The 23,076-nt window shown below is 61.1% G+C and carries 19 protein-coding genes and 1 pseudogene; 17 read left to right on the forward strand and 3 right to left on the reverse strand.

Features of this window, described 5'->3' with window-relative positions; all coding sequences use genetic code 11:
- Window positions 1-41 precede the first annotated feature (41 nt).
- Together P3T25_RS07050 and P3T25_RS07055 are read left to right on the forward strand one after the other, a co-directional pair.
- On the forward strand, window positions 42-896 hold the full coding sequence (locus P3T25_RS07050) for an SDR family oxidoreductase (protein WP_429357756.1): 855 nt from the start codon (window positions 42-44) through the stop codon (window positions 894-896).
- A 2-nt stretch (window positions 897-898) separates the two neighbouring features.
- The gene (locus tag P3T25_RS07055; RefSeq protein ID WP_429357757.1) at window positions 899-2,551 is read left to right on the forward strand and encodes a carboxylesterase/lipase family protein; all 1,653 of its coding nucleotides are present in this window, start codon (window positions 899-901) and stop codon (window positions 2,549-2,551) included.
- A 103-nt stretch (window positions 2,552-2,654) separates the two neighbouring features.
- Here the strand turns inward: P3T25_RS07055 and P3T25_RS07060 are convergent, their stop codons facing one another.
- Entirely contained in the window at window positions 2,655-3,569 is a 915-nt protein-coding gene (locus P3T25_RS07060) for a LysR family transcriptional regulator (protein ID WP_266241547.1), read from the reverse strand.
- Between the two features lie 124 nt (window positions 3,570-3,693).
- Between P3T25_RS07060 and P3T25_RS07065 the strand changes: the two genes are divergently transcribed.
- The 3 genes from P3T25_RS07065 (at window position 3,694) to P3T25_RS07075 (ending at window position 7,227) form a co-directional block, all read left to right on the forward strand.
- The gene (locus tag P3T25_RS07065; RefSeq protein ID WP_429357758.1) at window positions 3,694-4,977 is read left to right on the forward strand and encodes a serine hydrolase domain-containing protein; all 1,284 of its coding nucleotides are present in this window, start codon (window positions 3,694-3,696) and stop codon (window positions 4,975-4,977) included.
- Window positions 4,977-5,996, forward strand: a complete 1,020-nt coding sequence (locus P3T25_RS07070; RefSeq protein ID WP_429357759.1) for a zinc-dependent alcohol dehydrogenase family protein — start codon at window positions 4,977-4,979, stop codon at window positions 5,994-5,996. The genes P3T25_RS07065 and P3T25_RS07070 overlap by 1 nt, the downstream gene beginning before the upstream one ends.
- 91 nt (window positions 5,997-6,087) lie before the next feature.
- Window positions 6,088-7,227: an ABC transporter substrate-binding protein gene (locus P3T25_RS07075; RefSeq protein WP_429357760.1), complete on the forward strand. Its 1,140-nt coding sequence runs from the start codon at window positions 6,088-6,090 to the stop codon at window positions 7,225-7,227.
- Between the two features lie 77 nt (window positions 7,228-7,304).
- On the opposite strand, the gene P3T25_RS07080 is transcribed toward P3T25_RS07075, so the two are convergent.
- On the reverse strand, window positions 7,305-8,291 hold the full coding sequence (locus tag P3T25_RS07080) for a sugar-binding transcriptional regulator (RefSeq protein WP_054042380.1): 987 nt from the start codon (window positions 8,289-8,291) through the stop codon (window positions 7,305-7,307).
- An 87-nt stretch (window positions 8,292-8,378) separates the two neighbouring features.
- Window positions 8,379-8,849 (reverse strand): ribose 5-phosphate isomerase B, encoded by a 471-nt coding sequence (gene rpiB, locus P3T25_RS07085; RefSeq protein WP_054042378.1) that lies wholly within the window; start codon window positions 8,847-8,849, stop codon window positions 8,379-8,381.
- Window positions 8,850-9,102: 253 nt separating this feature from the next.
- Here rpiB and P3T25_RS07090 point away from each other — a divergent pair, with 253 nt between their 5' ends.
- From P3T25_RS07090 to P3T25_RS07145, 12 genes and pseudogenes are all read left to right on the forward strand, one after another.
- On the forward strand, window positions 9,103-10,614 hold the full coding sequence (locus P3T25_RS07090) for a sugar ABC transporter ATP-binding protein (protein ID WP_408518930.1): 1,512 nt from the start codon (window positions 9,103-9,105) through the stop codon (window positions 10,612-10,614).
- Window positions 10,611-11,597, forward strand: a complete 987-nt coding sequence (locus P3T25_RS07095) for an ABC transporter permease (protein WP_266241591.1) — start codon at window positions 10,611-10,613, stop codon at window positions 11,595-11,597. The genes P3T25_RS07090 and P3T25_RS07095 overlap by 4 nt, the downstream gene beginning before the upstream one ends.
- 45 nt (window positions 11,598-11,642) lie before the next feature.
- Window positions 11,643-12,647: a substrate-binding domain-containing protein gene (locus P3T25_RS07100; RefSeq protein WP_266241593.1), complete on the forward strand. Its 1,005-nt coding sequence runs from the start codon at window positions 11,643-11,645 to the stop codon at window positions 12,645-12,647.
- A gap of 15 nt (window positions 12,648-12,662) precedes the next feature.
- Window positions 12,663-13,433, forward strand: a complete 771-nt coding sequence (locus P3T25_RS07105; RefSeq protein ID WP_266259381.1) for a GolD/DthD family dehydrogenase — start codon at window positions 12,663-12,665, stop codon at window positions 13,431-13,433.
- 26 nt (window positions 13,434-13,459) lie between these two features.
- Window positions 13,460-14,467, forward strand: coding sequence for a dihydroxyacetone kinase subunit DhaK (locus P3T25_RS07110; protein ID WP_266241597.1), 1,008 nt, complete (start codon window positions 13,460-13,462; stop codon window positions 14,465-14,467).
- Window positions 14,464-15,135, forward strand: a complete 672-nt coding sequence (dhaL, locus tag P3T25_RS07115; RefSeq protein WP_266241598.1) for a dihydroxyacetone kinase subunit DhaL — start codon at window positions 14,464-14,466, stop codon at window positions 15,133-15,135. The genes P3T25_RS07110 and dhaL overlap by 4 nt, the downstream gene beginning before the upstream one ends.
- 99 nt (window positions 15,136-15,234) lie before the next feature.
- Window positions 15,235-17,271: a transketolase gene (gene tkt / locus P3T25_RS07120; protein WP_429357761.1), complete on the forward strand. Its 2,037-nt coding sequence runs from the start codon at window positions 15,235-15,237 to the stop codon at window positions 17,269-17,271.
- A gap of 132 nt (window positions 17,272-17,403) precedes the next feature.
- Complete coding sequence (gene fba, locus P3T25_RS07125; RefSeq protein WP_429357762.1) at window positions 17,404-18,456, forward strand: class II fructose-bisphosphate aldolase; 1,053 nt, start codon at window positions 17,404-17,406, stop codon at window positions 18,454-18,456.
- A 66-nt stretch (window positions 18,457-18,522) separates the two neighbouring features.
- On the forward strand, window positions 18,523-19,971 hold the full coding sequence (zwf, locus tag P3T25_RS07130; protein ID WP_429357763.1) for a glucose-6-phosphate dehydrogenase: 1,449 nt from the start codon (window positions 18,523-18,525) through the stop codon (window positions 19,969-19,971).
- A 93-nt stretch (window positions 19,972-20,064) separates the two neighbouring features.
- A pseudogene (locus P3T25_RS07135) lies at window positions 20,065-21,072 on the forward strand (class 1 fructose-bisphosphatase); the annotation flags it as partial.
- 15 nt (window positions 21,073-21,087) lie between these two features.
- Window positions 21,088-22,692, forward strand: a complete 1,605-nt coding sequence (pgi, locus tag P3T25_RS07140) for a glucose-6-phosphate isomerase (protein WP_429357813.1) — start codon at window positions 21,088-21,090, stop codon at window positions 22,690-22,692.
- 173 nt (window positions 22,693-22,865) lie between these two features.
- The gene (locus P3T25_RS07145) at window positions 22,866-23,057 is read left to right on the forward strand and encodes a hypothetical protein (protein ID WP_429357764.1); all 192 of its coding nucleotides are present in this window, start codon (window positions 22,866-22,868) and stop codon (window positions 23,055-23,057) included.
- The last annotated feature ends 19 nt before the right edge of the window (window positions 23,058-23,076 follow it).

Raw genomic sequence — 23,076 nt, forward strand, 5'->3', positions numbered from 1 at the left:
ATACCTCAACATATGAACGACTTGTGGGAACGGAGCAGGGCATGCCTAAGACCATTTTCATCACCGGTGCCTCGTCAGGCATCGGCAAAGCTGTAGCGAAGCAGTTTGCCGGGCGGGGCTGGAACGTCGTGGCGACACTGCGCGATCCGTCTGCGGAGACTGAACTCGTCAACGGAGACCGCCTGTTCGTCACGCGACTGGACGTTCAGGACGAGTCCAGTGTGACTTCGGCGGTTGATGCAGCCGTCGAGCGCTTCGGTGGGATCGATGTTCTCGTGAACAACGCCGGCTTCAGCCTGTTTGGCGTTTTCGAGGCGCTGTCGCCGCAAAAGATCCAGGAGCAGTTCGCGGTCAACGTCTTCGGCCTGATGGATGTCACGCGCGCCGTGCTGCCTGTCTTGCGGCGGCAGGGCGGTGGCACGATCGTCAACGTGAGTTCCAGCGGCGGCATGATCACCGTGCCGCTGATGTCGATGTACCACGCCACCAAATTCGCGGTCGAGGGCTTCTCCGAATCGCTGGCCTATGAACTGACGTCGCAGAACATCGCGGTCAGGCTGATCGAGCCGGGCGCAGTGCGCACGCAGTTTGGGGCGCGGATGTTCTCTGAATTTGCGCATGATCGGTCGCTGGCCTGCTACGACCGGTTCATCGACAAGACCAATGCCCTTTATGCCGCGATGCAGGGCGGCGAGACGAGCAGTGCCGAGCAGGTGGCCGATGTTGTCTTCGGCGCGGCGATCGATCAGTCGTCGCGGCTGCGCTATGTTGTCGGCGAAGATATCGCTGCGCTGGTCAAGGCCCGGCACGAAATGGGCGAAGACAACTATATCGCACTGATGCGCGCGCGGTTCCTGAGTGCGGAATCGGCCGCGCCGGCCGCGGGAGGACGGTGAGAATGTTAGCACTCGTCGATCACGGCGCTCATCACGCGTCGGCACAGGAAGCGCCAGCCATGCTGATGCCTGAGTCGAGCTTGCCGCATGGGCGCATCCGCGGCGTTACCCGCAATGCACAGGGCGTACTCGCCTATAAGGGAATCCCTTTCGCTGCGCCACCGGTCGGTGAATTGCGCTGGCGGCCTCCGCAAGATGTCGTGGGCTGGACCGATGTCCGCGACGCTACTGCCTATGGCCCGCCGTGCTTTGGGGCACCGATGCCGGTGCCGGGCCTGAAAGCGCTGACCAGGGATCAGGGCGAGGATTGCCTGACCTTGAATGTCTGGACTGGGGCGCAGACTGCCGAGGAGCGGCGGCCGGTCATGGTGTGGATTCACGGTGGTGGCTTCGAGTTGGGCGCGTCCACTTTCTTCGGGGCTGAGGGTGCGCACCTCGCGGCGAAGGGCGTCGTGATGGTCAGCATGAACTACAGGCTTGGCGTGTTCGGGTTTCTCGCTCATCCCGAACTGGATCGCGAAGGTTCGCCCTCGGGCAACTTCGGCTTGCAGGATCAGATCAAGGCGCTGCGATGGGTGCAAGAGCATATTGCACTGTTCGGCGGCGACCCGGGCAATGTCACGCTGTTTGGCGAATCCGCCGGGTCGCACGCTGTGGGCATGCTCATGGCCTCACCACTGGCCCGCGGCTTGTTCCATCGAGCCATCGGAGAAAGCGGCGCGTTCTGGGACACCGAGCATGGGTCGATCGCGAGCAAGGCCGAAGCCGAAGCCCGAACCCGCGCCTTCATGACCAGGATGCGGGTCCGTTCTCTCGCGGAGTTGCGTGCGCTGGCGGGTGAAAAGCTTCACCGCGCCTCCGCCTGGAACTTTCTTACAGACCCCGCCATCACCGCATTTGCTCCTAATATCGACGGTTTTGTGCTGCAAGAATCGCCCGCACAGACGTTCGAGCGCGGCGGGCAAGCCGATGTCCCTTTGCTGGGTGGCTGGAATGCAGACGAGCACAGCTTCTTCATGAGCCGGGCGTTGCCGCATCGCACACCGGCGCAGTTCGTCGAGGCTGCCGCGGCACAGTTCGGTCCCTCCCGGATGCAGGACTTTCTGGCCGTATATCCTGCCGACACGAAGCAAGCGGCCGAGCAATCGGCGCAGTATCTGATGGGTGATCTGTGCATTAGCCAACAGACTTGGGCATGGCTGGGTTTCCATCGCACGACGGCCCGCTCGGACGTGTTTGCCTACAACTTCGACTACACCTCGCCTTATTCGCCCAAGCCTAGTCACGGCGCGGAAACGGCATTCGTATTCGGTAGCCTTGACATGAGCTTTGGGCCGTCAACGGCACCGGCCGGCGAGGCAGACAAGGAATTGTCGGCGTTGATGATGTCGTACTGGACGAACTTCGCACGGAATGGGAATCCGAACGGCCCCGGATTGCCGCCATGGCCGGTCTACGGCGGGCCGGGTTCCCTGGTCATGCGTTTCGGCAGCTCCAGCGGCGCAGCACCCGAGGACGCAACGGCACGATTCCGCTTCATCCAGTCCTTCAGGTCTTCTGGTCGACTACCAGAGGACTGGAGGCGAGTCCAGGGCCGGATGCCGGCGCTGTTGGCCAAGGTCGTGGCAAAGACGGTGCTCCTGTTCATGGGCTAGTCATACGCCCCTCTTCGCTCCTCGTCGAAAGTACTCGGGGCCCGCCCGCCGGCGGCCCGAATCGTAAGCAGTCCGACGATCCAGCGGAGCGCTCGCCGTCACCTTATCGGATGGCCCACGGCGGGTGTGGATTGAATGCGTCGAGAAGGAAATCAGTCATGACCCGCACCTTCGCCGGGGGAGCCCGATCCGGCGCGCGAACCAGGTGTATGCCGCCGAGGTCCGCGGTGCGGACTTCGAGCGTAATCTGCTCCAGTGCGCCTTGCCGAACCGCATCGGCGACGATGAACTCGGGCTCGTAAAGAACGCCGAGACCGGCAACGGCCGCGGCGACGAGTGCGTCGCCGTTATTGGCTCGCATGGTTCCCTTGACGGCCACGCGTTTGTCGCCGTCCTTGCCGAAGCGCCATTCGTCGGGCCGCGAGATGTTGGAGAAAGTGACGCTCAGGCAATTGTGATCGCCCAGTTCGGACCAGCGTTTCGGGCGCCCATACCGCTCCCAGTAGCCCGGAGCCGCGCAGACAATCATCGCGCTCTCCGCGAGCCTGCGCGAGACGAGACGACTGTCCTTCAGGCGCCCAACCCGGATCGTCAGATCCCAGCCCTCTTCCATGAGATCGACGACACGATCGTTCAGCCCGAGGTCGATGGTGACCCCGGGATGCTTGTTTCTGAAGGCAGGAATCAGCGGCGCGATGTAGCGAACGCCAAACGAAAGTGGCGAATTCAGCCGCAGCAGTCCGCTCGCCTCCACGCGCTGGGACGCGATCGTCGCCTCCGCTTCTTCCAGATCGGGCAGGAGGCGGGCACAGGTTTCCAGATACTGCTGTCCCGCTTCGGTGAGCGTGAGCTTGCGCGTGCTGCGGTGAAACAGGCGCACGCCCAGCCGGTGCTCCACTGCATCCAGATGCTTTGTCGCCATGGCGGGCGACAGGCCGAGTTGCCGGGCGGCCGCGGAGAGGCTTCCGGCAGTAGCTGCACGGGAAAACACCTGCATTCCCGTAAGGCGGTCGAGCATTGTGATTTCTCGCTGTGGTTAAAAACTGAATCGTCAATTGAACATATTATCGCCTCATAGGTGAAACTGTACATTGCTCTCCATATCTTGTTAGAGGCCGCGTGAGCGGCGAGGGCAGGCAGCAATGACAGCATCCACATCCCGGCGAGCAGTCGCGGTTCGAAAGGTATCGCGCCGTGAATTCTGTGTCGCCGCCACGGTCGGCGGCCTTGCCGCCGCGTTGACGAGTCCGGTTTCCGAGGCAACGCCATCTGCGCCGGCCATTCGGTCCCGATGGAATCGGGCGAAGGCGCTGGACGCCGTCATTCTCGACGCGGTGAACAGTGGGCATATCGTAGGCGCGACCGTGATTGCCGCAAAAGACGGAGAGATCGTCTACCGGCACGCGGCTGGTTTTGCCGACCGCGAAGCCCGCCGGCCAATGACGGAAAACGAGGTCTGCCGCCTCGCGTCGATGACAAAACCGATTGTCTGCGTGGCGGCGCTGGCGCTCATCGATCGTGGCCGGCTTGGCCTGGAAGATCCCGTTACCCGATGGCTGCCCGACTTCCGCCCGAAGCTGTCCGATGGCCGCGAGCCCGTCATCACGGTGCGCCATCTGCTCACGCATACGGCTGGGCTGACTTATGGGTTCCTCGAGGCTGAGGGCGGTCCCTATCACCAGTTGGGCGTGTCCGACGGACTCGATCATTCCGGGCTGACGCTGAAAGAGAACCTTTGGCGAATTGCAGCAGCACCGCTGCTTTTTGAGCCTGGGACTGCCTGGCACTATTCCGTCGCCATCGACGTGCTCGGCGCCGTCATCGAGCGCGTAACCGGCATGACATTGCCTGACGCGGTCCAGCGCATCGTGACGGATCCGTTGGGCATCGCCAGTATCCGCTTCGTTGCTTCAGCCGATACCGTGCTGGCGACGCCGTATGGCGATGCGTCGCCTCACCCCACCCGCATGACCGATCCTTTCTCGCTCGGCTTCGGGCAAAGCGCCATTGTGTATTCGCCCGCCCGGGCATTCGATTCGAAGGCCTTTCCATCAGGTGGCGTCGGCATAGTAGGCACGGCGGAAGATTACCTCCGCTTTGTCGAAGCGATCCGCTCAGGTGGTGCGGGCATCATCCGTCCGGAAACCGTGGCGGCGATGACGTCCAATGCGATCGGCGATCTGCCGGTCGGCGCAGCGGGCCCAGGCTTCGGCTGGGGACTCGGCGTGGCCGTGCTCAGGGATCCAGCTGCGGCGAAATCGCCAGTGAGCGCCGGCGCCTGGAACTGGTCCGGCGTGTACGGCACGAACTTCTGGGTGGACCCGGCTACCGGCATTTCTGTCGTTGCGTTGACGAACACGGCAGTCGCAGGCATGACCGGGAATTTTCCAATGGCACTGCGCCGTGCAGTCTACCAGGAGGTGTAATGAAGGCTTATCAAATCCAGGCCGGTGCTGGCCTTGGCGGACTTGAACGTGTCGAACGCCCAAGCCGGGACCCCGGTGCCTACGAAATCAGGCTGCGCGTAGACGCCGCCGCGCTCAACCATCGCGACCTCAGTTTTGCGCGGGGCCAGTTCGATAACCCGCCGAGCTATCCGATCGTCCCGCTCGTCGATGGATGCGGGGACGTCATTGCCGTTGGGGAGGCGGTCACCCGTTTCAAGGTGGGCGATCGCGTCATCACGAGTTACTACCCGCGATGGATTGACGGTGCGTTGTCCCCTGCCAAGACGGCCGTGTCCTTCGGCGCCCAGTTCGACGGCACGCTCGCCGAAGAACTCGTGGCAAGTGAGGAGGCTTTCGTGCTGGCGCCACGCAGTCTTGATCCCATCATGGCTGCAACGTTGCCTTGCGCCGGTGTGACGGCATGGAATGCGCTGTTCGTCGCAGGCGCGGTCAAACGCGGTGGCAGCGTGCTGCTGCTGGGAACCGGCGGTGTCTCGCTTTGGGCACTACAGCTTGCGAGAGCCGCGGGCGTCTTCACGATCGTGACATCGTCCCAGGACGAAAAACTTGAACGAGCACGCTCGCTGGGCGCGAATGCGACCATCAACTATCGGAACAGCCCGGAATGGCAGGACGAGGTCTTGCAGCTCACGGAGGGGGCCGGGGTCGATGTCGTGGTCGAGGTCGGTGGCGAGGGCACGTTGGCGCGCTCGCTGAAGGCCGCGGGATCCGGCGGGACGATCGTCGTGATCGGCCGGGTCAGCGGCGGCGGGGGTGTCTCGATCGAGCCCGGCGCACTCATCGGCGGAGCAAAGCGTCTCGCCGGCATTACCGCGGGTAGCCGCGCGATGCTCGAACAGCTCGTCCGTTTCGTCGACGTCAACCAGATCAATCCTGCCGTCGACAAAGTCTTCCCGTTCGATGCGGCTCCGTCAGCCTATGAGTATCTCGCGGGCGGCCGGCATTTCGGCAAAGTGGTAGTCGACGTGCGCGCATAACGCGGCGCTCGCCTTCTGTTCCGGTAGCAGGCGCTTTCCACAGGCAGTCTGGCTGCGATCGCCAGTTAAGCCATCAGCAAAGGAATCGTGTATGAGATTGATGTCAGTGTTGTTGGCGACGGGGTTGGCGATTGTGGTTAGCCCGGCATTCGCCGCGGACCCCGTTCGCATCGGCGTCACAACCATTCTGAGCGGCCCGAATGCCGATCGCGGACAGAGCGAGCAATACGGCGTCGAGTTGGCATTACAGCGCATCAACGCATCCGGCGGCGTGCTCGGCAGACCTGTCGAGGCGTTCTATGGCGACAACGCTGCCGATCCGGCAACAGGGATTGCGGCGGCGAAGCGACTCATCGGACAGCAGCACGTTTCCGTGTTGCTGGGCGCGCTGGCAACGCCGGTCACGCGCGCCGTGATGCCGGTCGCGAATGACGCGAAGGTGCCGTTTGTGATCGACATTTCGGCTGGCCAGGAATTCGTCGATGCCGCCGGTTCCGGGGGCTACGACTACGTTTTCAAAACCAGTCCGTCCGATGGCGACGTGGCGAGCGCGATGATGCAGTGGCTGAAGGCCCAGAACGTCAAGCGTATCGTCATCCTGGCGGACGACAACGACTTCAACCGCGCCAACGCGGTGGCGATGGAAAAGGCCGCGACGTCCGCTCACATCGAGACGTTGGCCAGCGAGACCGTTGCGAAGGGAACCACGGACCTTGTTCCGTCAATCGAGCGATTGAAGGCGCTGCAACCCGATCGCATCGTTACGCTCCTTGGCGCGTCCAGTGCGGCGTTTTTCCGTGCTTATGAGCAAACCGGCGGCGGCATCCCGCTAGCGGGCCGCATTGATTTCACGGCGGCGATTGCGAATTTGTCTCCCCAGTTCGTGGCGGCTGGCGCGCTTGATCGGTCCGCGGGGATTTCGGTATTTACACCCTCGGCGCCCGACTCTGGCGTGCAGGAGTTCGTGGCCTCTTACCGGGAGAAATACGGGCTTGCTCCGACCCAGCGGTCGGTCCTCGCGTTCGAGGCGACGGAGCTGGTCGTGGACGCGATCCGTCGCGCGAATTCGGACGATCCTGTTGCGATACGGCAGGCGTTGCGATCGACCCAAATGCCTTCCATGCTGGGTGGCACCTTTGCGATGGACGAGCACAATCATGCCCACGTCATGATGCAGATCGTTGGCGTGCGGGGCGGCAAGCTTGCGGTTCTCGAGCATGTCGGGAAGTAGGCCGTCCGAACCGTGTGTGCGGACGCCGTTCGAGTTTGCACGGCACGCGCATGCGGACCATGCAGACGGCCCGACTTTTACCGGGTCGCCAGCTCCGACTGTTGCGGAGAAAGCGGGTTGCGAGTGGCGTCTTCCAGGCTGACAATCGATTGAGCAATGGCTTCCGTCGTTGCGAGCGTGGTGATTGCCCCTGCGCGCAACGCGCCCAGGACCGCGGTTGTCTTGGTATTTTCGCTGGCGACCGCAATAACGTTCGGAATGCGTTTCAGGTCTTCCATGCTAAGACCGATGACCCGGTCGCGCACGGGAGTGACAACGGGGCGGCCGCCAATATCGATGAAGTGGTAGCCCATCAGGTCTCCAACTGCCCCGCACTTGCGGAGTTCGGCGATCTCGTCCGGCGAAAACCAGCCGTTGCGAACCATGATGCTGTCTTCATTGATGTCGCCGACCCCAACCAGCGCGATGTGGGCTCTACGTGCCTTGTCAAGCGTGGGTTTGACCGCATCGTTGTGAAGCAGGCCCTCGCGAACGGCAGGGTCGCCCACGAGAGCCGGCGCGTAAAGTGTTTCGCTGCCACCCCCAAAACGGGCGGCAAGCCGACGGCTGATGTGGTCGGCATTCATGATCTCGCCGCCCCGGTAGAAGCCGCCGATGGCGCAGACGAAGGTCGGAGAGCGTTGCGTCGACGAGATCGCATGCTCCGAGATCGCGTTGATATTACGGCCGATACCCACGGCAACGATCATGTCGTTGGTGAGAATGCGATCCAGATGGCTGGCGACCAGACCGGCAAGCAGTTCGCGCTGCTTGTCCTGGTCTTTGTGATTGACGGACACGATCGCTTTTTCGATCCCAAACCGCTCGATCAACTCACGCTCGAGGTCTCGTGTATCACGTGGATGGTGCCTGACGCGAATTTCAACGATGCCTTCTTCCTGCGCACGCTTCAGAAGACGGCCTATCTTGGCTCGGGAAAGCGAAAACTGCTTTGACAGATCTTCCTGCGTGAGTCCGTCGACGTAGTAAAGCGTTGCCAGACGAGTCAGTTCGTCGGTGGTCATATGATTTGTCTCTTTCCCATTCGGCTGGATATTACGTGGCTTGCCGCGGAGCCGGTGGGTAATCGAGTTATGACCGGGGCAGCCAGTTCAAGCAGGCTTGTTGTTGCGCGGTAACTGGTGGTCATCCTCGTATTCCTTGATGCGGTTCACCTTCGGGACGGAGCGTCCGCCATCGAAGCTCGCACCAAGCCATGTATCAACAATCGCTTTCGCGAGTTCGGGACCGACGACGCGAGCGCCAATTGTAATGATTTGCGCGTCGTTGCTCTTGCTCGCCCGTTCCGCCGAGTAGGTGTCGTGACATTGCGCAGCGCGAATGCCATGCACCTTGTTGGCGGCGATCGCCATGCCGATGCCAGTTCCGCACAGCAGCACGGCCCGATCGAATTCGCCTTGCGCAACCTTCTCCGCTACGGCGAACGCGATGTTTGGGTAGTGGACAGGTTCCGCCTCGTAGGTTCCGAAGTCAGTGACGTCCAGCCCCTTGCCAGTCAAATGTTGCTTGATCAGTTCCTTCAGGTCAAATGCGGCTTCATCGCACCCGATTGCCAGCTTCATATTTCACTCCAGTTGTCCGAGATTGCTCAGCGCACGAATGATCAAATGTCCACTGATGATCAAATTCTCAGTCGTGTACGTGTGAATGTCAAGACCGTAGGTACGCGTTTTCTGTTAAGGCCCCAAGGCGCTATTGACCGTAATCACTGCGCTGCAGCAGATTTTGAGGCGAGATGACATTAGGGGTAAACCACGTGATCCGAGTAATTGACAGGTGCTTGGAGCGAACCTACGATGTCATCCAGATGCTCAAATGTTCAATGACGAGCAAATGTTAGGAGACAAAGTGAACGACCTTCTTGTGGATGCCAGCGGTGTACAAAAGGCATTCAATGGTGTCAGGGCGTTAGAGGACGGCCGGTTGAAGCTGCGGCGCGGAAGTGTCCATGCGCTATGCGGCGGGAACGGTGCCGGAAAGTCGACCTTCCTTGGCATCGTCATGGGTATCACCCAGCGCGATGCCGGAGAAATCCTGTTCAAGGGACAAAGCGTCAATTTCCAGACGCCGGCCGAAGCACTCGACAATCGCATCGCGATCATTACGCAGGAGCTTTCGCCGATTCCCGGCATGACCGTTGCCGAGAACCTGTATCTCGGCCGCGAACCCCGCAGGGCCGGTGTGCTGGTCAGATTCGGGGCGCTCGTGAGACAGGCGCAGGAACTCCTGGACCGCCTTGCTTTCCCGGTCGATGCCCGCGCACGCATGTCGTCGCTGAGTCTCGCGCAGATCCAGCTAGTTGAGATCGCCAAGGCATTCAGCCGCGACTGCGACGTGATGATCATGGACGAGCCGACTTCGGCGATCGGCGAGCGCGAAACCGAAGTGCTGTTCAACGCGATCCGTAACCTGACGGCGCAGGGGACCGGGATCATCTATGTCAGCCACCGGCTCTCGGAAATATTCCAGATCGCGGACGACTACACGGTCTTTCGCGACGGACGGTATGTGGACAGCGGGCGTATCGCCGACATCGACCGCTCCTATCTGGTGAGCACGATCGTCGGCCGCAAGCTGCATTCCGCCGAGAAGGTTCGCAGGGCCGTGGGCGAGCCCGTACTGGAGTCGACGGGTCTTTCCCGGGAGTCGGAATTCAACGATATCTCGCTCACGGTTCACGAGGGAGAAATCCTTGGCATCTACGGGCTCATGGGCGCCGGCCGCAGTGAATACCTCAACTGCATGTACGGGCTGACCCGTCCCGATAGCGGTCAAGTCAGGCTCAAGGGCCGCGCGTTGCCGGTTGGCCGCCCCGCCAAGGCCATCCAGGCCGGCCTGTCGCTTGTGACGGAGGATCGCAAGGAGACGGGACTCGTGCTGTCGGCGTCCGTGCGCGACAACATCTCGTTCTCCGCCTACAACCGCCTGTCGCGCCTGTCGCTGATCAACCGCCGGAAAGTGAAGGCCCTCGTCGACACGATGGTCGATCGCATGCGGATCAAGACCAGTTCGGTGTCGCTGCCGGTCTCGTCGATGAGCGGGGGGAACCAGCAGAAGGTCGTGCTCGCGCGTTGTCTTTCAACCGAGCCCACGTGCCTGCTGTGCGACGAACCGACCCGTGGCATCGATGAGGGCGCCAAGCGCGAGGTCTACAAGCTGCTCGACGACTTCGTGTCGAAAGGCGGCGCCGCCATGGTGGTGTCTTCCGAGGCACAGGAGATTCTGGATGTCAGCGACCGCATCGCCATTTTCAAGTCGGGGCAGTTGGTCACCGTGATCGACGGCCATACCACCACTCAGGAAGATCTTTTGCACCTCGCATCATGAATACTCATACCACTTCCCTGAAAGTCCCGGCGAGCCAAAGCCGTTCCGCCCATATGCGCGATATCTACCGGCGCTACGGCATCGTCGCCGTGCTCGTCGTCCTGTGCATCGTGTTGTCTTTTGCCAATCAGTACTTTCTGACGCTGGGCAACATCGCGGACATCCTGCGACAAACGTCGATCAACGGCATTCTGGCCGTCGGGATGACGTATGTCGTGCTCACGGCGGGCATTGACCTGTCGGTCGGGTCCACGCTCGCTCTCGCCGGCATCATCAGCGCCAGTCTCGTGACGGGTCCGCATCCGCACGGCGCGGCAATTGGACTGGCGGCGGGGCTTGCCGTAGGCGCTGCCATCGGTGCGATCAACGGTTTGCTCGTTGCCCGGCTCTCCATTCCTCCTTTTGTTGCGACGCTCGGCATGCTGAGCGCGGCGCGAGGGCTGACCTATATCTACAACGATGGCATGCCGGTGACCGATCTGCCGGACGGATACCTGACCATCGGCACGGGCGCGATTGCCGGGATACCGGTGCCGATCATCGTTTTCGCTCTCGTCGTTGTGCTGTTCTGGTTTGTCCTGCGCTATACGACCTACGGCCGCTACGTTTATGCAGTGGGCGGCAACGCAAAGAGCGCCAAAACAAGCGGTATTTCGACGGGGAAGATCCTCTTTTCCGTCTACGTGATCGGTGGACTGTTGGCGGGCCTTGCCGGGATCATCCTCGCCGCGCGCACGACATCGGCATTGCCGCAGGCCGGCGTGTCCTATGAACTCGATGCTATCGCGGCCGTCGTGATCGGCGGCACGAGTCTTTCGGGCGGCACGGGCTCGCTCGGCGGCACGGTGGTCGGCGCGCTGCTGATCGGCGTCATCAACAACGGACTGAATTTGCTGGGCGTGTCGTCGTATTACCAGCAAGTTGTAAAGGGCGTCATTATCGTCGGTGCCGTCCTGCTCGATGCTTCGCGCAAGAAGCAATAACGTCAACCTCAAAAGAAACAATCCGGAACTATTCAGGAGACTTCGATGATTTCGTGGAAAAAAACCTTGCTGGCCTGCGCAGTGATGGGCCTCACCTGCACTGTCGCGCAGGCGGCCAAACCCATCCGTATTGGCGCAGCGGTGTATGGGCTCAAGGGTGAGTTCATGCAGATGTGGACCAACGCACTTAAGGCTCAGCCCGCGGTCAAGGACGGTACGGTGCAGATCACGGTATTCGACGGCAACTATGACGCGCTCACCCAGAGCAATCAGTTCGACACGATGATCACGCAGAAATACGACGCGATCATTTTCGTGCCGATCGACAAGGCAGCGGGTGCCGCCGCCGTGGCCAAAGCCGCCGCGGCGCATATTCCGGTCATTGGATCGAATACCCTGGTGTCCGGCGACAAACTCACGTCCTATGTTGGTAGTAACGACGTGATTGCAGGACAAATGGAAGCCGGGGCGATCGTCAAGGCGATCGGCGGCAAGGGCAATGTGGTCATCCTCGAGGGGCCGATCGGCCAGTCCGCGCAGATCGATCGTTCGAAGGGTATTCAGGACGTGCTGTCGAAAAATCCGGACGTGAAGGTGCTCGAGCATAAGACGGCGAACTGGTCGCGTGCCGAGTCGCTGGCACTGGTCGAGAATTGGTTGACCGCGCATCCGGGGCAGATCAGCGGCATCATTGCGGAGAACGATGACATGGCGCTCGGCGCAATCCAGGCGCTGAAATCGAAGGGTATCGATCCGAAGAAAGTTCCGGTTGCCGGTATTGACGGAATTGTCGACGGCATCGCCGCAGTCAAGCGCGGCGAAATGACGACCTTCTTCCAGGACTCGCAGGCGCAGGCGCAAGGCGCACTGGACGTTGCGCTGCGTACGGTCATCGGTTCGTCTTACAAACCGCGCTCGGACGTCTGGGCGGGATACGGCGCGAAGATGCCTTGGGACGACGGTACGGCGAAGTCCTACGCGGTGCCTTGGACGCAGGTCACGCCGGCCAACGCCCAGGACATTCTCAACAAGATTCCCAAGAGTAATTAATCAAGGAGTGGAGCGATGTCGGTCAATTCAACGACCCCTTTTGATATCACGGACCGCGTCGCGGTCGTGACCGGCGCGGCAAGCGGTATCGGGTTTGCCGTTGCCGAGTGCCTTGCTGCCGCGGGTGCGCGCGTTGCGCTGCTCGATATCAACCCGGCCGTCGAGGCCGTGGCCCGGACGCTTCCTGGCGGCCCGGAGCGGCACGTGGGTATCGCGGCGGATATCACGGTCGCCGGGATCTCGGATGCCCTGGTGCGGCGCGTGACCGAGACGTTAGGTCCCGTCGACATCCTGGTCAACAATGCCGGCGTCGCTCTGCTTGAGAACGCGGAAGCACTGTCCGAGGAAGCCTGGGACAGGACGATGACAATCAACCTCAAAGCCCCGTTTCTCCTGGCGCAAGCCGTCGGCAAGCAGATGCTGGGCCGTGGTGGTCCCGGCCGGATTGTGAATCTGGCTTCTCAGGCGAGTGTCGTCGCACTGGAGCGCCATGTGGCGTACTGCGCGAGCAAGGCGGCAATCGTCGGCATGACCAAGGTGCTCGCGCTCGAATGGGCAAAGCACGGCATTACGGTCAACGCCGTTTCGCCCACGGTCGTGGATACCGAACTGGGCAGGAAAGCCTGGGCGGGTGCGGTGGGCGAAGCGATGAAGGCTAAAATTCCCGCAGGGCGATTCGCACGCCCCGACGAAATCGCCGCGTTGATTCTGTATCTGGTCAGCGATGCCGCCGCTATGGTCAACGGCGAGAATATCGTGATTGATGGCGGCTACACCGCCCAGTAACAATACTCAAGATGTAAAGGAACGGTATGAATCGCGTCATTAACAATCCTGATCTCGTTGTCGAGGACATGCTTCGCGGCATCCTCGCGGCACACCCGGAGCTGCGCGCCGCACCGGAGAATCCTCGCGTTGTCTCGCATGCCCATGCTCGCCAGAAGGACCGTGTGGGTATTGTGACCGGCGGGGGATCAGGACACGAACCGGCTTTTATCGGCTATGTCGGGCGCAACCTGGTGGACGCCGTGGCCATCGGCGAAATCTTTTCGTCGCCGACTGCGAAATCATTCTTTGAAGCTTTCAAGGCGGCCGATAGCGGCGCGGGCGTAGCGTGCCTTTACGGCAACTACGCAGGCGACAATATGAACGTGAAGATGGCAATCAAGCTGGCCGAGCGCGAAGGTATTCGCGTGCGCACGGTCGTCGCAAACGACGATGCCGCGTCGGCGCCGAAAGACGAGATCGAAAAACGGCGCGGCGTTGCCGGTGAAATCGTGATGTGGAAGGTGGGGGGTGCACGGGCCGCTCAGGGCGCCACGCTCGATGAAGTGATCGCCAGTGCGCGCAAAGCGGTGGACTCGACGCGCTCGATCGGCGTCGGCCTGTCCGCCTGTACGATCCCCGCGGTCGGCAAGGCGAACTTCGTCATTAAAGATGGCGAAATGGAAGTCGGCATCGGCCATCATGGCGAACCCGGAATCCTGGTCCAGCCCACCGTTCCCGCGAGAGACATGGCGAGGCTGATGCTCGACAAGCTGTTGCCGGATCTGCCTTTTGCCAGAGGCGACAGGGTATCGGTGCTGTTGTCCGGTCTCGGCGCGACGCCGGTGATGGAGCAATACATCCTGTACGGAGAGGTTGCCGAGTATCTGCGTGAAGCGGGAATCGACATCCAGTTCTCGTTCGTCGGCAATCTGTTTACGTCGCTGGAAATGATGGGGGTTACGCTGACGTTGACGAAACTCGACGACGAACTGAGCGCGTGCCTCGCGCATCCATGTCAAAGCATCGGACTCAATGTGGGAGACGCACGATGACTGAAATCGTTAAATTGGCCGACGCCGGCGGTGTGGTCGTCGATCTGGTTCGAACCATCAACGCGAATCGCCAGTATCTGAGCGAAGTCGACGGCGCGATTGGTGATGGCGACCATGGCATCAACATGAGCAAGGGCTTTAGCCAGTGTGGGGAGCATCTTGCGGCACGCGGATCGGCACCGTCGCTCCAGGTGGCTCTCGCTGATCTGTCCTCGGCACTCATGGACGGCATCGGCGGTTCAATGGGACCGCTCTACGGGACGTTCTTTCTCAGCATGAGCGACACGTTCGCGGACCACGCCGAACTCGACAAATCCCTTTTCTATCAGGCACTTGTTGCCGGTATCGATTCTGTCCAGGAGATCGGCGATGCGAAGGTCGGCGACAAGACGCTGATCGACACGCTTGCTCCCGCGCGGATGGCGTATGGGGTGGCGTTGGAAGAGGGCAAGAGCTTCCGGGAGTGTATCGATGCGATGGTGGTTGCCGCGGAAGCCGGGATGAATTCGACCCGCGAGCTGCGCGCCCGTATCGGCCGGGCAGCCCGTTTGGGCGACCGTTCGATTGGTGTCCTGGACGCCGGCGCATGTTCCTGCTTTCTGATCCTGCGCAGCATGGGTGAATCGATCACGCATCTGCTGGATAGTACGGCGGTGCCTGCCGCCTGAGGTCGTAACAGTACCCGAAGACAGGATGCCGGAGCCTCGTCGAGAAAAACGCGCGGGGCTTCAATATATTAATTTAGGTATACGAAACAGTGGTGATTCATGGATCATGCTAATCCGACCCGGACAGAACTTGCCAACGCAGTTCGGTTTCTGGCAATCGACGCCGTCCAGGCTGCCAATTCTGGACACCCCGGCATGCCGATGGGAATGGCGGATATCGCCGAAGTACTGTGGCGCAAGTACCTGAAGCATGATCCGGCAAGTCCGGATTGGGTCAACCGGGATCGCTTCGTGCTGTCAAACGGTCACGGGTCGATGCTGCTCTATGCCGCGTTGCATCTGAGCGGCTACGGTCTGTCGATAGACGATCTGAAGGGTTTCCGGAAGTGGCAGTCGATTACGCCCGGGCACCCGGAACGCGGTCTGACGCCAGGGGTCGAGACGACTACCGGCCCGTTAGGACAGGGTCTTGCCAATGCCGTCGGCATGGCGTTGGCTGAACGGCTGTTGGCCGCTGAATTCAACGAACCGGGTTTCGACATTGTCGATCACCACACCTATGTGTTTCTCGGCGACGGCTGCCTCATGGAAGGCGTCTCGCATGAGGCGTGCTCGCTCGCCGGCACCTGGCAGCTCGGCAAACTGATTGCGTTCTATGACGACAACGGCATTTCGATAGATGGCCATGTCGAGGGCTGGTTCACCGACCAGACCCCGATGCGCTTCCGTGCGTACGGCTGGCATGTCGTCGAGGGTGTCGACGGACATGATCCGCTGTCGATCGAGCGGGCGATCGAGGCAGGGCGAGCGGAACGTGACCGGCCGACGTTGATCTGCTGCAAGACGGTGATCGGACATGGTTCGCCGAATCGGGCCGGCACGCACGACGTGCATGGCGCTCCACTTGGCGCCGCTGAAATCGCGGCCACGCGGGAGCATCTTGGCTGGCATCACGCGCCGTTCGATATTCCCGGGCCGGTTCGCGACGCATGGGATGCGCGAGCGGCGGGCCGTGAGAGCAACATGGCCTGGCGCACGTTGTTCGAAGCCTATCGCACCCGCTTTCCGGAAAAGGCCGGCTACTTCGAGTCCCGCATGCACGGCAGCCGCCGCGAACGATCCGCCGAGGCGATCGAAAGCCTGCTGGAGGGCGGTGACTGGTTCGAGCAGAAGATGGCGACTCGCAAGGCGTCGCAGAAATGCCTGGAGTTGCTGGTTGGTCGATTGCCTGAACTTCTGGGCGGTTCGGCAGACCTGGCGCCGTCGAATCTCACCATGGTGCCGGCTTCGCGTGCGCTCATGTCCGACAGCGCGAACGGGCCTGGAAACTATATCCACTACGGCGTTCGCGAGTTCGGCATGGTCGCGATCATGAATGGCGCTGCGCTCCATGGTGGTTTCCTTCCGTATGGCGGGACCTTCCTGGTGTTTTCCGACTACGCGAAGAATGCGCTTCGTATGGCGGCGTTGATGCATCTGCAATGTATTTACGTTTTCACCCACGATTCGATTGGTCTCGGCGAGGACGGGCCTACCCATCAGCCGATCGAGCACGCGGCAATGCTGCGCCAGATTCCGGGGATGAACGTGTGGCGTCCGGCAGACGCGGTCGAAACGGCATATGCGTGGGCGGCAGCATTGGAAACAACCGATGCGCCGACTGCGCTGCTGCTTTCGCGCCAGAATCTGCCGCCGCTTTCCCGTACCGCGCAGGCGAAGGCACAGATCCGGCAAGGCGGTTATGTGCTCTCGGAGGCTGTCGGCGGACCGGCGGACATCATTCTGATTGCGACGGGTTCCGAGGTGGAACTCGCGCTCAAAGCGCAGACGGCGCTCGCCGATCAAGGGATTGCCGCAAGGGTTGTGTCGATGCCGTCAACCACGATCTTCGATAGTCAACCGCTTGCGTACCAGCTTTCCGTTTTGCCGCCCAAGATCCGGCGCGTGGCCATTGAAGCGGCGGCCGGCGATTTCTGGCGGAAGTACGTCGGGTTGAGCGGCGCTGTGATCGGGTTGTCGCACTTTGGCGAGTCGGCTCCGGCTGAGACGTTGTACGAAGAGTTCGGTATTACGGTGGACGCGATCGTCGACGCCGTGAACTGCACGCTCGAAGTGGAACAAGGGGTGGTTGACTAGTTGCGTCTTCGTTGCGTCGCCGCGTCGTGCCCAAAAGTGCCGGAATCGCCGACACCGGCGCGATGTCGTGATCATCCTCGATATCAATTTAACGACGTTCGCCGCACGGCGACATTACTTCCTGGAAATGACATGGCGCTGATCTCATTGCGGCAGTTGCTGGACCATGCGGCGGAGCACGCGTATGGCGTGCCGGCATTCAACGTCAATAACCTCGAGCAGGTTCAGGCAATCATGCAGGCGGCCGCTGACTGCGATAGTCCGGTCATCATGCAGGCCTCCGCCGGCGCGCGGAAATACGCAGGCGAAGCGTTTCTGCGTCACCTCGTCGAGGCGGCGATCGAGACTTATCCCGACATCCCGGTCGTGATGCATCAGGACCATGGGGCGTCGCCGGCTGTTTGCCAGGCCGCGATCCGCAGCGGATTCAGCAGCGTGATGATGGACGGTTCACTCATGCCGGACATGAAAACCGTTGCGAGCTACGACTACAACGTCGAGGTGACGCGCACTGTGGTGGAGATGGCGCATGCCGTCGGGGTGTCGGTCGAGGGTGAGCTCGGATGTCTGGGTTCGCTCGAATCGGGAATGGCAGGGGAGGAGGATGGCTCGGGTGCCGAAGGCGTATTGACCCACGACATGCTGCTGACTGACCCCGAGCAGGCCGTCGACTTCGTGCAGCGTACCGGGGTCGACGCGTTGGCAATTGCTATCGGCACATCGCACGGTGCCTATAAATTCTCCCGCAAACCGTCGGGCGACATTCTTGCGATCGACAGGATCAGGGAAATTCATCGCCGCCTGCCCAATACTCATCTGGTGATGCACGGATCGAGTTCCGTGCCTCAGGAATGGCTCGAGATCATTCGTGAATTCGGCGGCGAAATCCGCGAAACGTACGGTGTTCCGGTGGAAGAGATCTGCGAGGGCATTCGCCATGGTGTACGCAAGATCAACATCGATACGGACATTCGCCTCGCGATGACCGGTGCAATACGGCGCTCACTTGCACAGCGTCCTTCCGAGTTCGACGTGCGTCGATTCTTCACGGACGCACTCGGCGCGGCCCGGGATCTGTGCCGTTCCCGCTTCGAGGCATTCGGCAGTGCCGGACAGGCGCACAAGATCAAGCCGGTCGCGCTGTCGGCGATGGCAGGGCGCTATGACCGCGTGCACTGCGCGTAATGGATTGCGCTGGCACGAGCGCGCGACAGGTCACACGGCCCCAGGAATCCCGTCGGAGTCAGATCGATGAAAGTACAGATATTGGTTATTTTTGGCGGCACGGGAGATCTTGCCATGCGCAAGCTTCTACCCGCGTTGTATCAGAACCACCGGGAGGGCGCGCTTCCGGACGGCATGCGCATCGTCGGCGTCGGACGGGAGGGGCTGGAGCGGAATAGCTACCTCGATAAGGTACGCGATGCCTTGCGTCAGTTCCTGCCCGCGACCGACTTCGACGACGCACAGTGGACCACCTTCTCAGCTCGCCTCGAATTCGTTCAACTGGACGCGCGAGTGTCTGCGGACTACGCACGGCTTGCCGCAATGTTGCGATGGCAGGACAGCCGTGGGCACATCTTCTACCTTGCCACGCCGTCGGAACTGTTCATTCCGATATGCACCGAACTGAATCGGGCAGAGCTGGTCTCCGCCACATCGAAGGTCGTTCTGGAAAAACCGCTGGGCCATGATTTGCCCTCCGCTCAACGGATCAACCGCGAGGTCGGGGCGATATTTCGCGAGCAGCAGATATACCGGATCGATCACTACCTCGGTAAGGAGACTGTTCAAAACCTGTTTGCGCTGCGCTTTGGCAATGGGATGTTCGAACGTCTCTGGAATCGCGACGGGATTCGTGATGTCCAGATCACGATTGCCGAGCAGGTGGGCGTTGAGGGGCGCGGTGCGTTTTACGAGCGCACCGGCGCAATGCGGGACATGGTCCAGAATCATCTGTTGCAGTTGCTGTGCATACTTGCCATGGAGCCGCCGCTGAGTCTCGAAGCGGATGCCGTACGCGACGAGAAACTCAAGGTCCTTCGCTCGCTCAAGCCACTCAGCGCGGTCGATGTGGCACGGCAGACCGTACGTGGTCAGTACACGGCCGGCGAGATGCATGGCGCGCCGGTTGCCGGCTACCTGGACGAGCCGGACATCCGTGCCGATAGCCGGACGGAGACATTCGTCGCGCTGAAAGTGGAGCTGAATAACTGGCGCTGGGCAGGCGTGCCCTTCTACCTGTACACCGGCAAGCGCCTGCAGAGTCGGGTCGCGGAGATCGTCGTCAATTTCAGGGATGTGCCGCACTCGGTTTTCGGCTCTCCCGGCACGGACAGCCAGGGCAACCGCCTCGTCATCCGGTTGCAGCCGGACGAGAGCCTGAAACTCTACCTGATGACCAAGGCGCCGGGTGATGAGATGACGGTCAGACCGGTGAGTTTGAACCTCGAGTTTTCTTCGGCATTCTCGACGAGACGAAGGGATGCCTACGAGCGGCTCCTGCTCGACGTGATACGCGGCAGACTCACACTTTTCATGCGAGGCGACGAACTCGACGCCGCATGGCAATGGGTCGATCCTGTCATCGACGCCTGGCGCGAGCAGGATCCTCCCGAGCCTTATGTCGCGGGAGGCGCGGGTCCCGATGCAGCCCTCGCGCTGCTCGCGCAAGGTAGCGTCGCGCCATGTGATGCGTAAGCGTCCACCATTGCTGTATGCATGTCGACGGAGTCTCTCCCAACCCGTTGATTCCAATCGATCGCCAGATAGTTTCTGCCAAGCAGACCGAACATGACTCACATAGCAAGCACCCAGTACATTACGTTATCCTCATTTCTCGCGAAAGCAGCACTTGACGAACGAGTCCCTGCAGGACTGGTTACGCTGATCGAATCTGTTGCCGACGCATGCTCCTCCATCGCAACCGCTGTTGAGCGAGGCGTATTCGACGGCGCATCCGGAATTGCACATTCCGAGAATGTTCATGGAGAGGCGCAAAAGAAGCTCGACGTCGTTTCCAACGACATTATGATCGGTGCGGTCGAGTCGATTAGTTGTCTGCGCGGACTGGCGTCTGAAGAGCTCGAGTCGGTTCAGGTGAGCGGACATGAACATGCCACGGATACCCCCGAATATCTGCTGCTTTTCGATCCGCTCGATGGATCCTCCAATCTTGAGATTAACGGCATTGTCGGAAGTATCTTTTCCGTGCTGGCTGCTCCGGTGTCTGATGCCGTACTCGACGAGCGTCATTTTCTTCAGCCGGGCGTGAAGCAGGTCTGCGCGGGGTACGCGATCTACGGTGCAACGACGATGTTCGTGCTGACCACGGGGTATGGCGTCGACGGTTTCACGTTCGATAGAGAGTCGGCATCGTTCGTGCTGACCCACCCACAGCTTCAGATCCCGGAAAATACCTGCGAATTCGCGATCAACATGTCCAACGAGCGCTATTGGGAAGAACCTGTGCGCCGCTATGTCCGCGAGTGTGTGGCAGGTGCTTCGGGGCCGCGGCAAACGAATTTCAACATGCGTTGGATAGCGTCCATGGTCGCGGAGGTCCATCGAATCCTGATGCGTGGAGGCGTTTTCCTCTATCCGCGAGACAACAAGAACCCCCAGCTTGCTGGACGGTTGCGGCTGACCTATGAGGCCAATCCGATGTCGTTCATCGTCGAACAGGCTGGCGGGATGAGTACGACGGGCGAGATGCGGATCATGGAAGTCCAGCCTGACCATGTCCATCAGCGCGTTCCCGTCATCCTCGGGTCAAGGCTGGAAGTGGAGCGCCTGATCCGATACCACGATGAGGTCGTGGCCGCATGGTCCTCGCTGCAAACGCATTACGAGAAGATTCGCGATGCGCACATGCGCGACTGGTTCGCCCCCGAGAACGATCCCGCCCCTACCCGTGCTGAGCGCTTTGCGTTCGCGGGCGGCGGTCTCGCGGCCGATTTTTCGAAGAACCGCATCACCGACGAAACCCTGAAACTGCTGGTGCAACTCGCGCGCGAAGCCGGCGTCGAGAAGCGCCGCAACGCGATGTTCGCGGGCGAAGTCGTCAACCCGACCGAAGGTCGCGCCGCATTGCACACCGCGCTGCGCGCCACTGATCCGAAGGCGCCATTCCATGCGGAAATCCTGGCCGAACGCGCCAGGATGGCCGCGTTCGCCGACAAGGTCCGCAGCGGCGAGTGGACCGGCTACACCGGCAAGCGGATTCGCTACGTCGTGAACATCGGCATCGGCGGCTCGGACCTCGGGCCGAAGATGGTCGTGCACGCGCTGCATCATCTGGCCACGCCGGAGATCACCACGCACTTCGTGTCGAACGTGGACGGCGCGGATCTGTACAACGTGATGCAGATGATCGATCCCGAAGAGACGCTTGCGATCATCGTCTCCAAGACCTTCACGACGCTCGAAACGATGACCAATGCGCGCTCGCTGCGCGACTGGTTCATCGAGAAAGGCTGCCCGGAGAGTGCGCTCGCGAAACACTTCGTCGGCGTGTCGGCGAACCCGGCCGAGGTGGTCAGGTTCGGCATCGCGAAAGAGAATGTGTTCGAGATGTGGGACTGGGTCGGTGGGCGTTATTCGCTGTGGTCGGCAGTGGGTCTGTCGATCATGATCGCGATCGGGCCGAAACAGTTCGACGAACTGCTGGCCGGCGCCAACGAGATGGACCAGCATTTCCGCGACGCACCGCTCGAAAAGAATCTGCCGGTGCTGCTCGGCATGATCGGCATCTGGTATCGCAACTTCTTCGGCTCGCAAAGCTATCTGGTCGCGCCATATTCGGAAGCGCTGCATTTCCTGCCGTCGTATCTGCAACAGCTCGAAATGGAGAGCAACGGCAAGTCGGCGCGCCTGGATGGCGTGATGGTCGACTATCCGACCGCTGCCGTGACCTGGGGCGAACCGGGCACGAACGGTCAGCATGCGTTTTTCCAGATGCTGCACCAAGGCCCGACGATCGTGCCGATCGACTTCATCGCCGTGTTGACGCCGGAGCATCCGCTCGTCAGTCATCATCCGAAGCTGCTCGCGAACTGTTTCGCGCAAAGCGAAGCGCTGATGCTCGGCCGCACGCTCGAAGAAGCGAAGAAGGTTGCCGGTGCGGACAAGCCGGAACTGGCGCCGCATCTGGTGTTTCCGGGCAACCGTCCGACGAGCACGCTGCTGGTCGATGCACTCACCGCGCGTTCGCTCGGCGCATTGATCGCGCTGTACGAGCATAAGGTGCTGGTGCAGGCATCGGTATGGGACATCAACCCGTTCGATCAATGGGGTGTCGAGTTGGGCAAGATCCTCGGCAAGGTCGTCGAGGCGGATCTGACGTCGGCAAGCGTCGATGAGAAGAAGCATGACTCGTCGACTTCGGCGTTGATCGCGCGGGCGCGGGCCAGATTGCGCTAATGGAAACGCTCCGTTGATCACGGTGGATAGCTGCTCGTTTTCCGTCTGCGCTCGCCAGTGTTATGGCACTTATGCAGCAGAGAAGATGCGACGAAAATAATTAATCCGCGTTCCGTCCGTATGGGGCTGTCCGGGACACGGCCATCTGTAGTGTTGTGACCGGAGAGTAAGTCATGAATTTTAATAAAATGACCCTGCGCGGCAAGCTCACGGTGGCGTTCGGATTGCTTGTCTTGCTGGTGCTGCTGCTGGTGTCCGGACTGGATCAGCGCCGCGACCGACGAGCAGTCGAGAGGGATCGAGCAGGTGAATCGCGCGGTAGGCCAAATGGACTCGATCACGCAGCAGAACGCCGCCTTGGTTGAAGAAGCGGGCGCCGCGTCG

The sequence above is a fragment of the Paraburkholderia sp. GAS32 genome (assembly GCF_050434225.1).
In the GTDB taxonomy this organism is placed as follows: domain Bacteria; phylum Pseudomonadota; class Gammaproteobacteria; order Burkholderiales; family Burkholderiaceae; genus Paraburkholderia; species Paraburkholderia madseniana.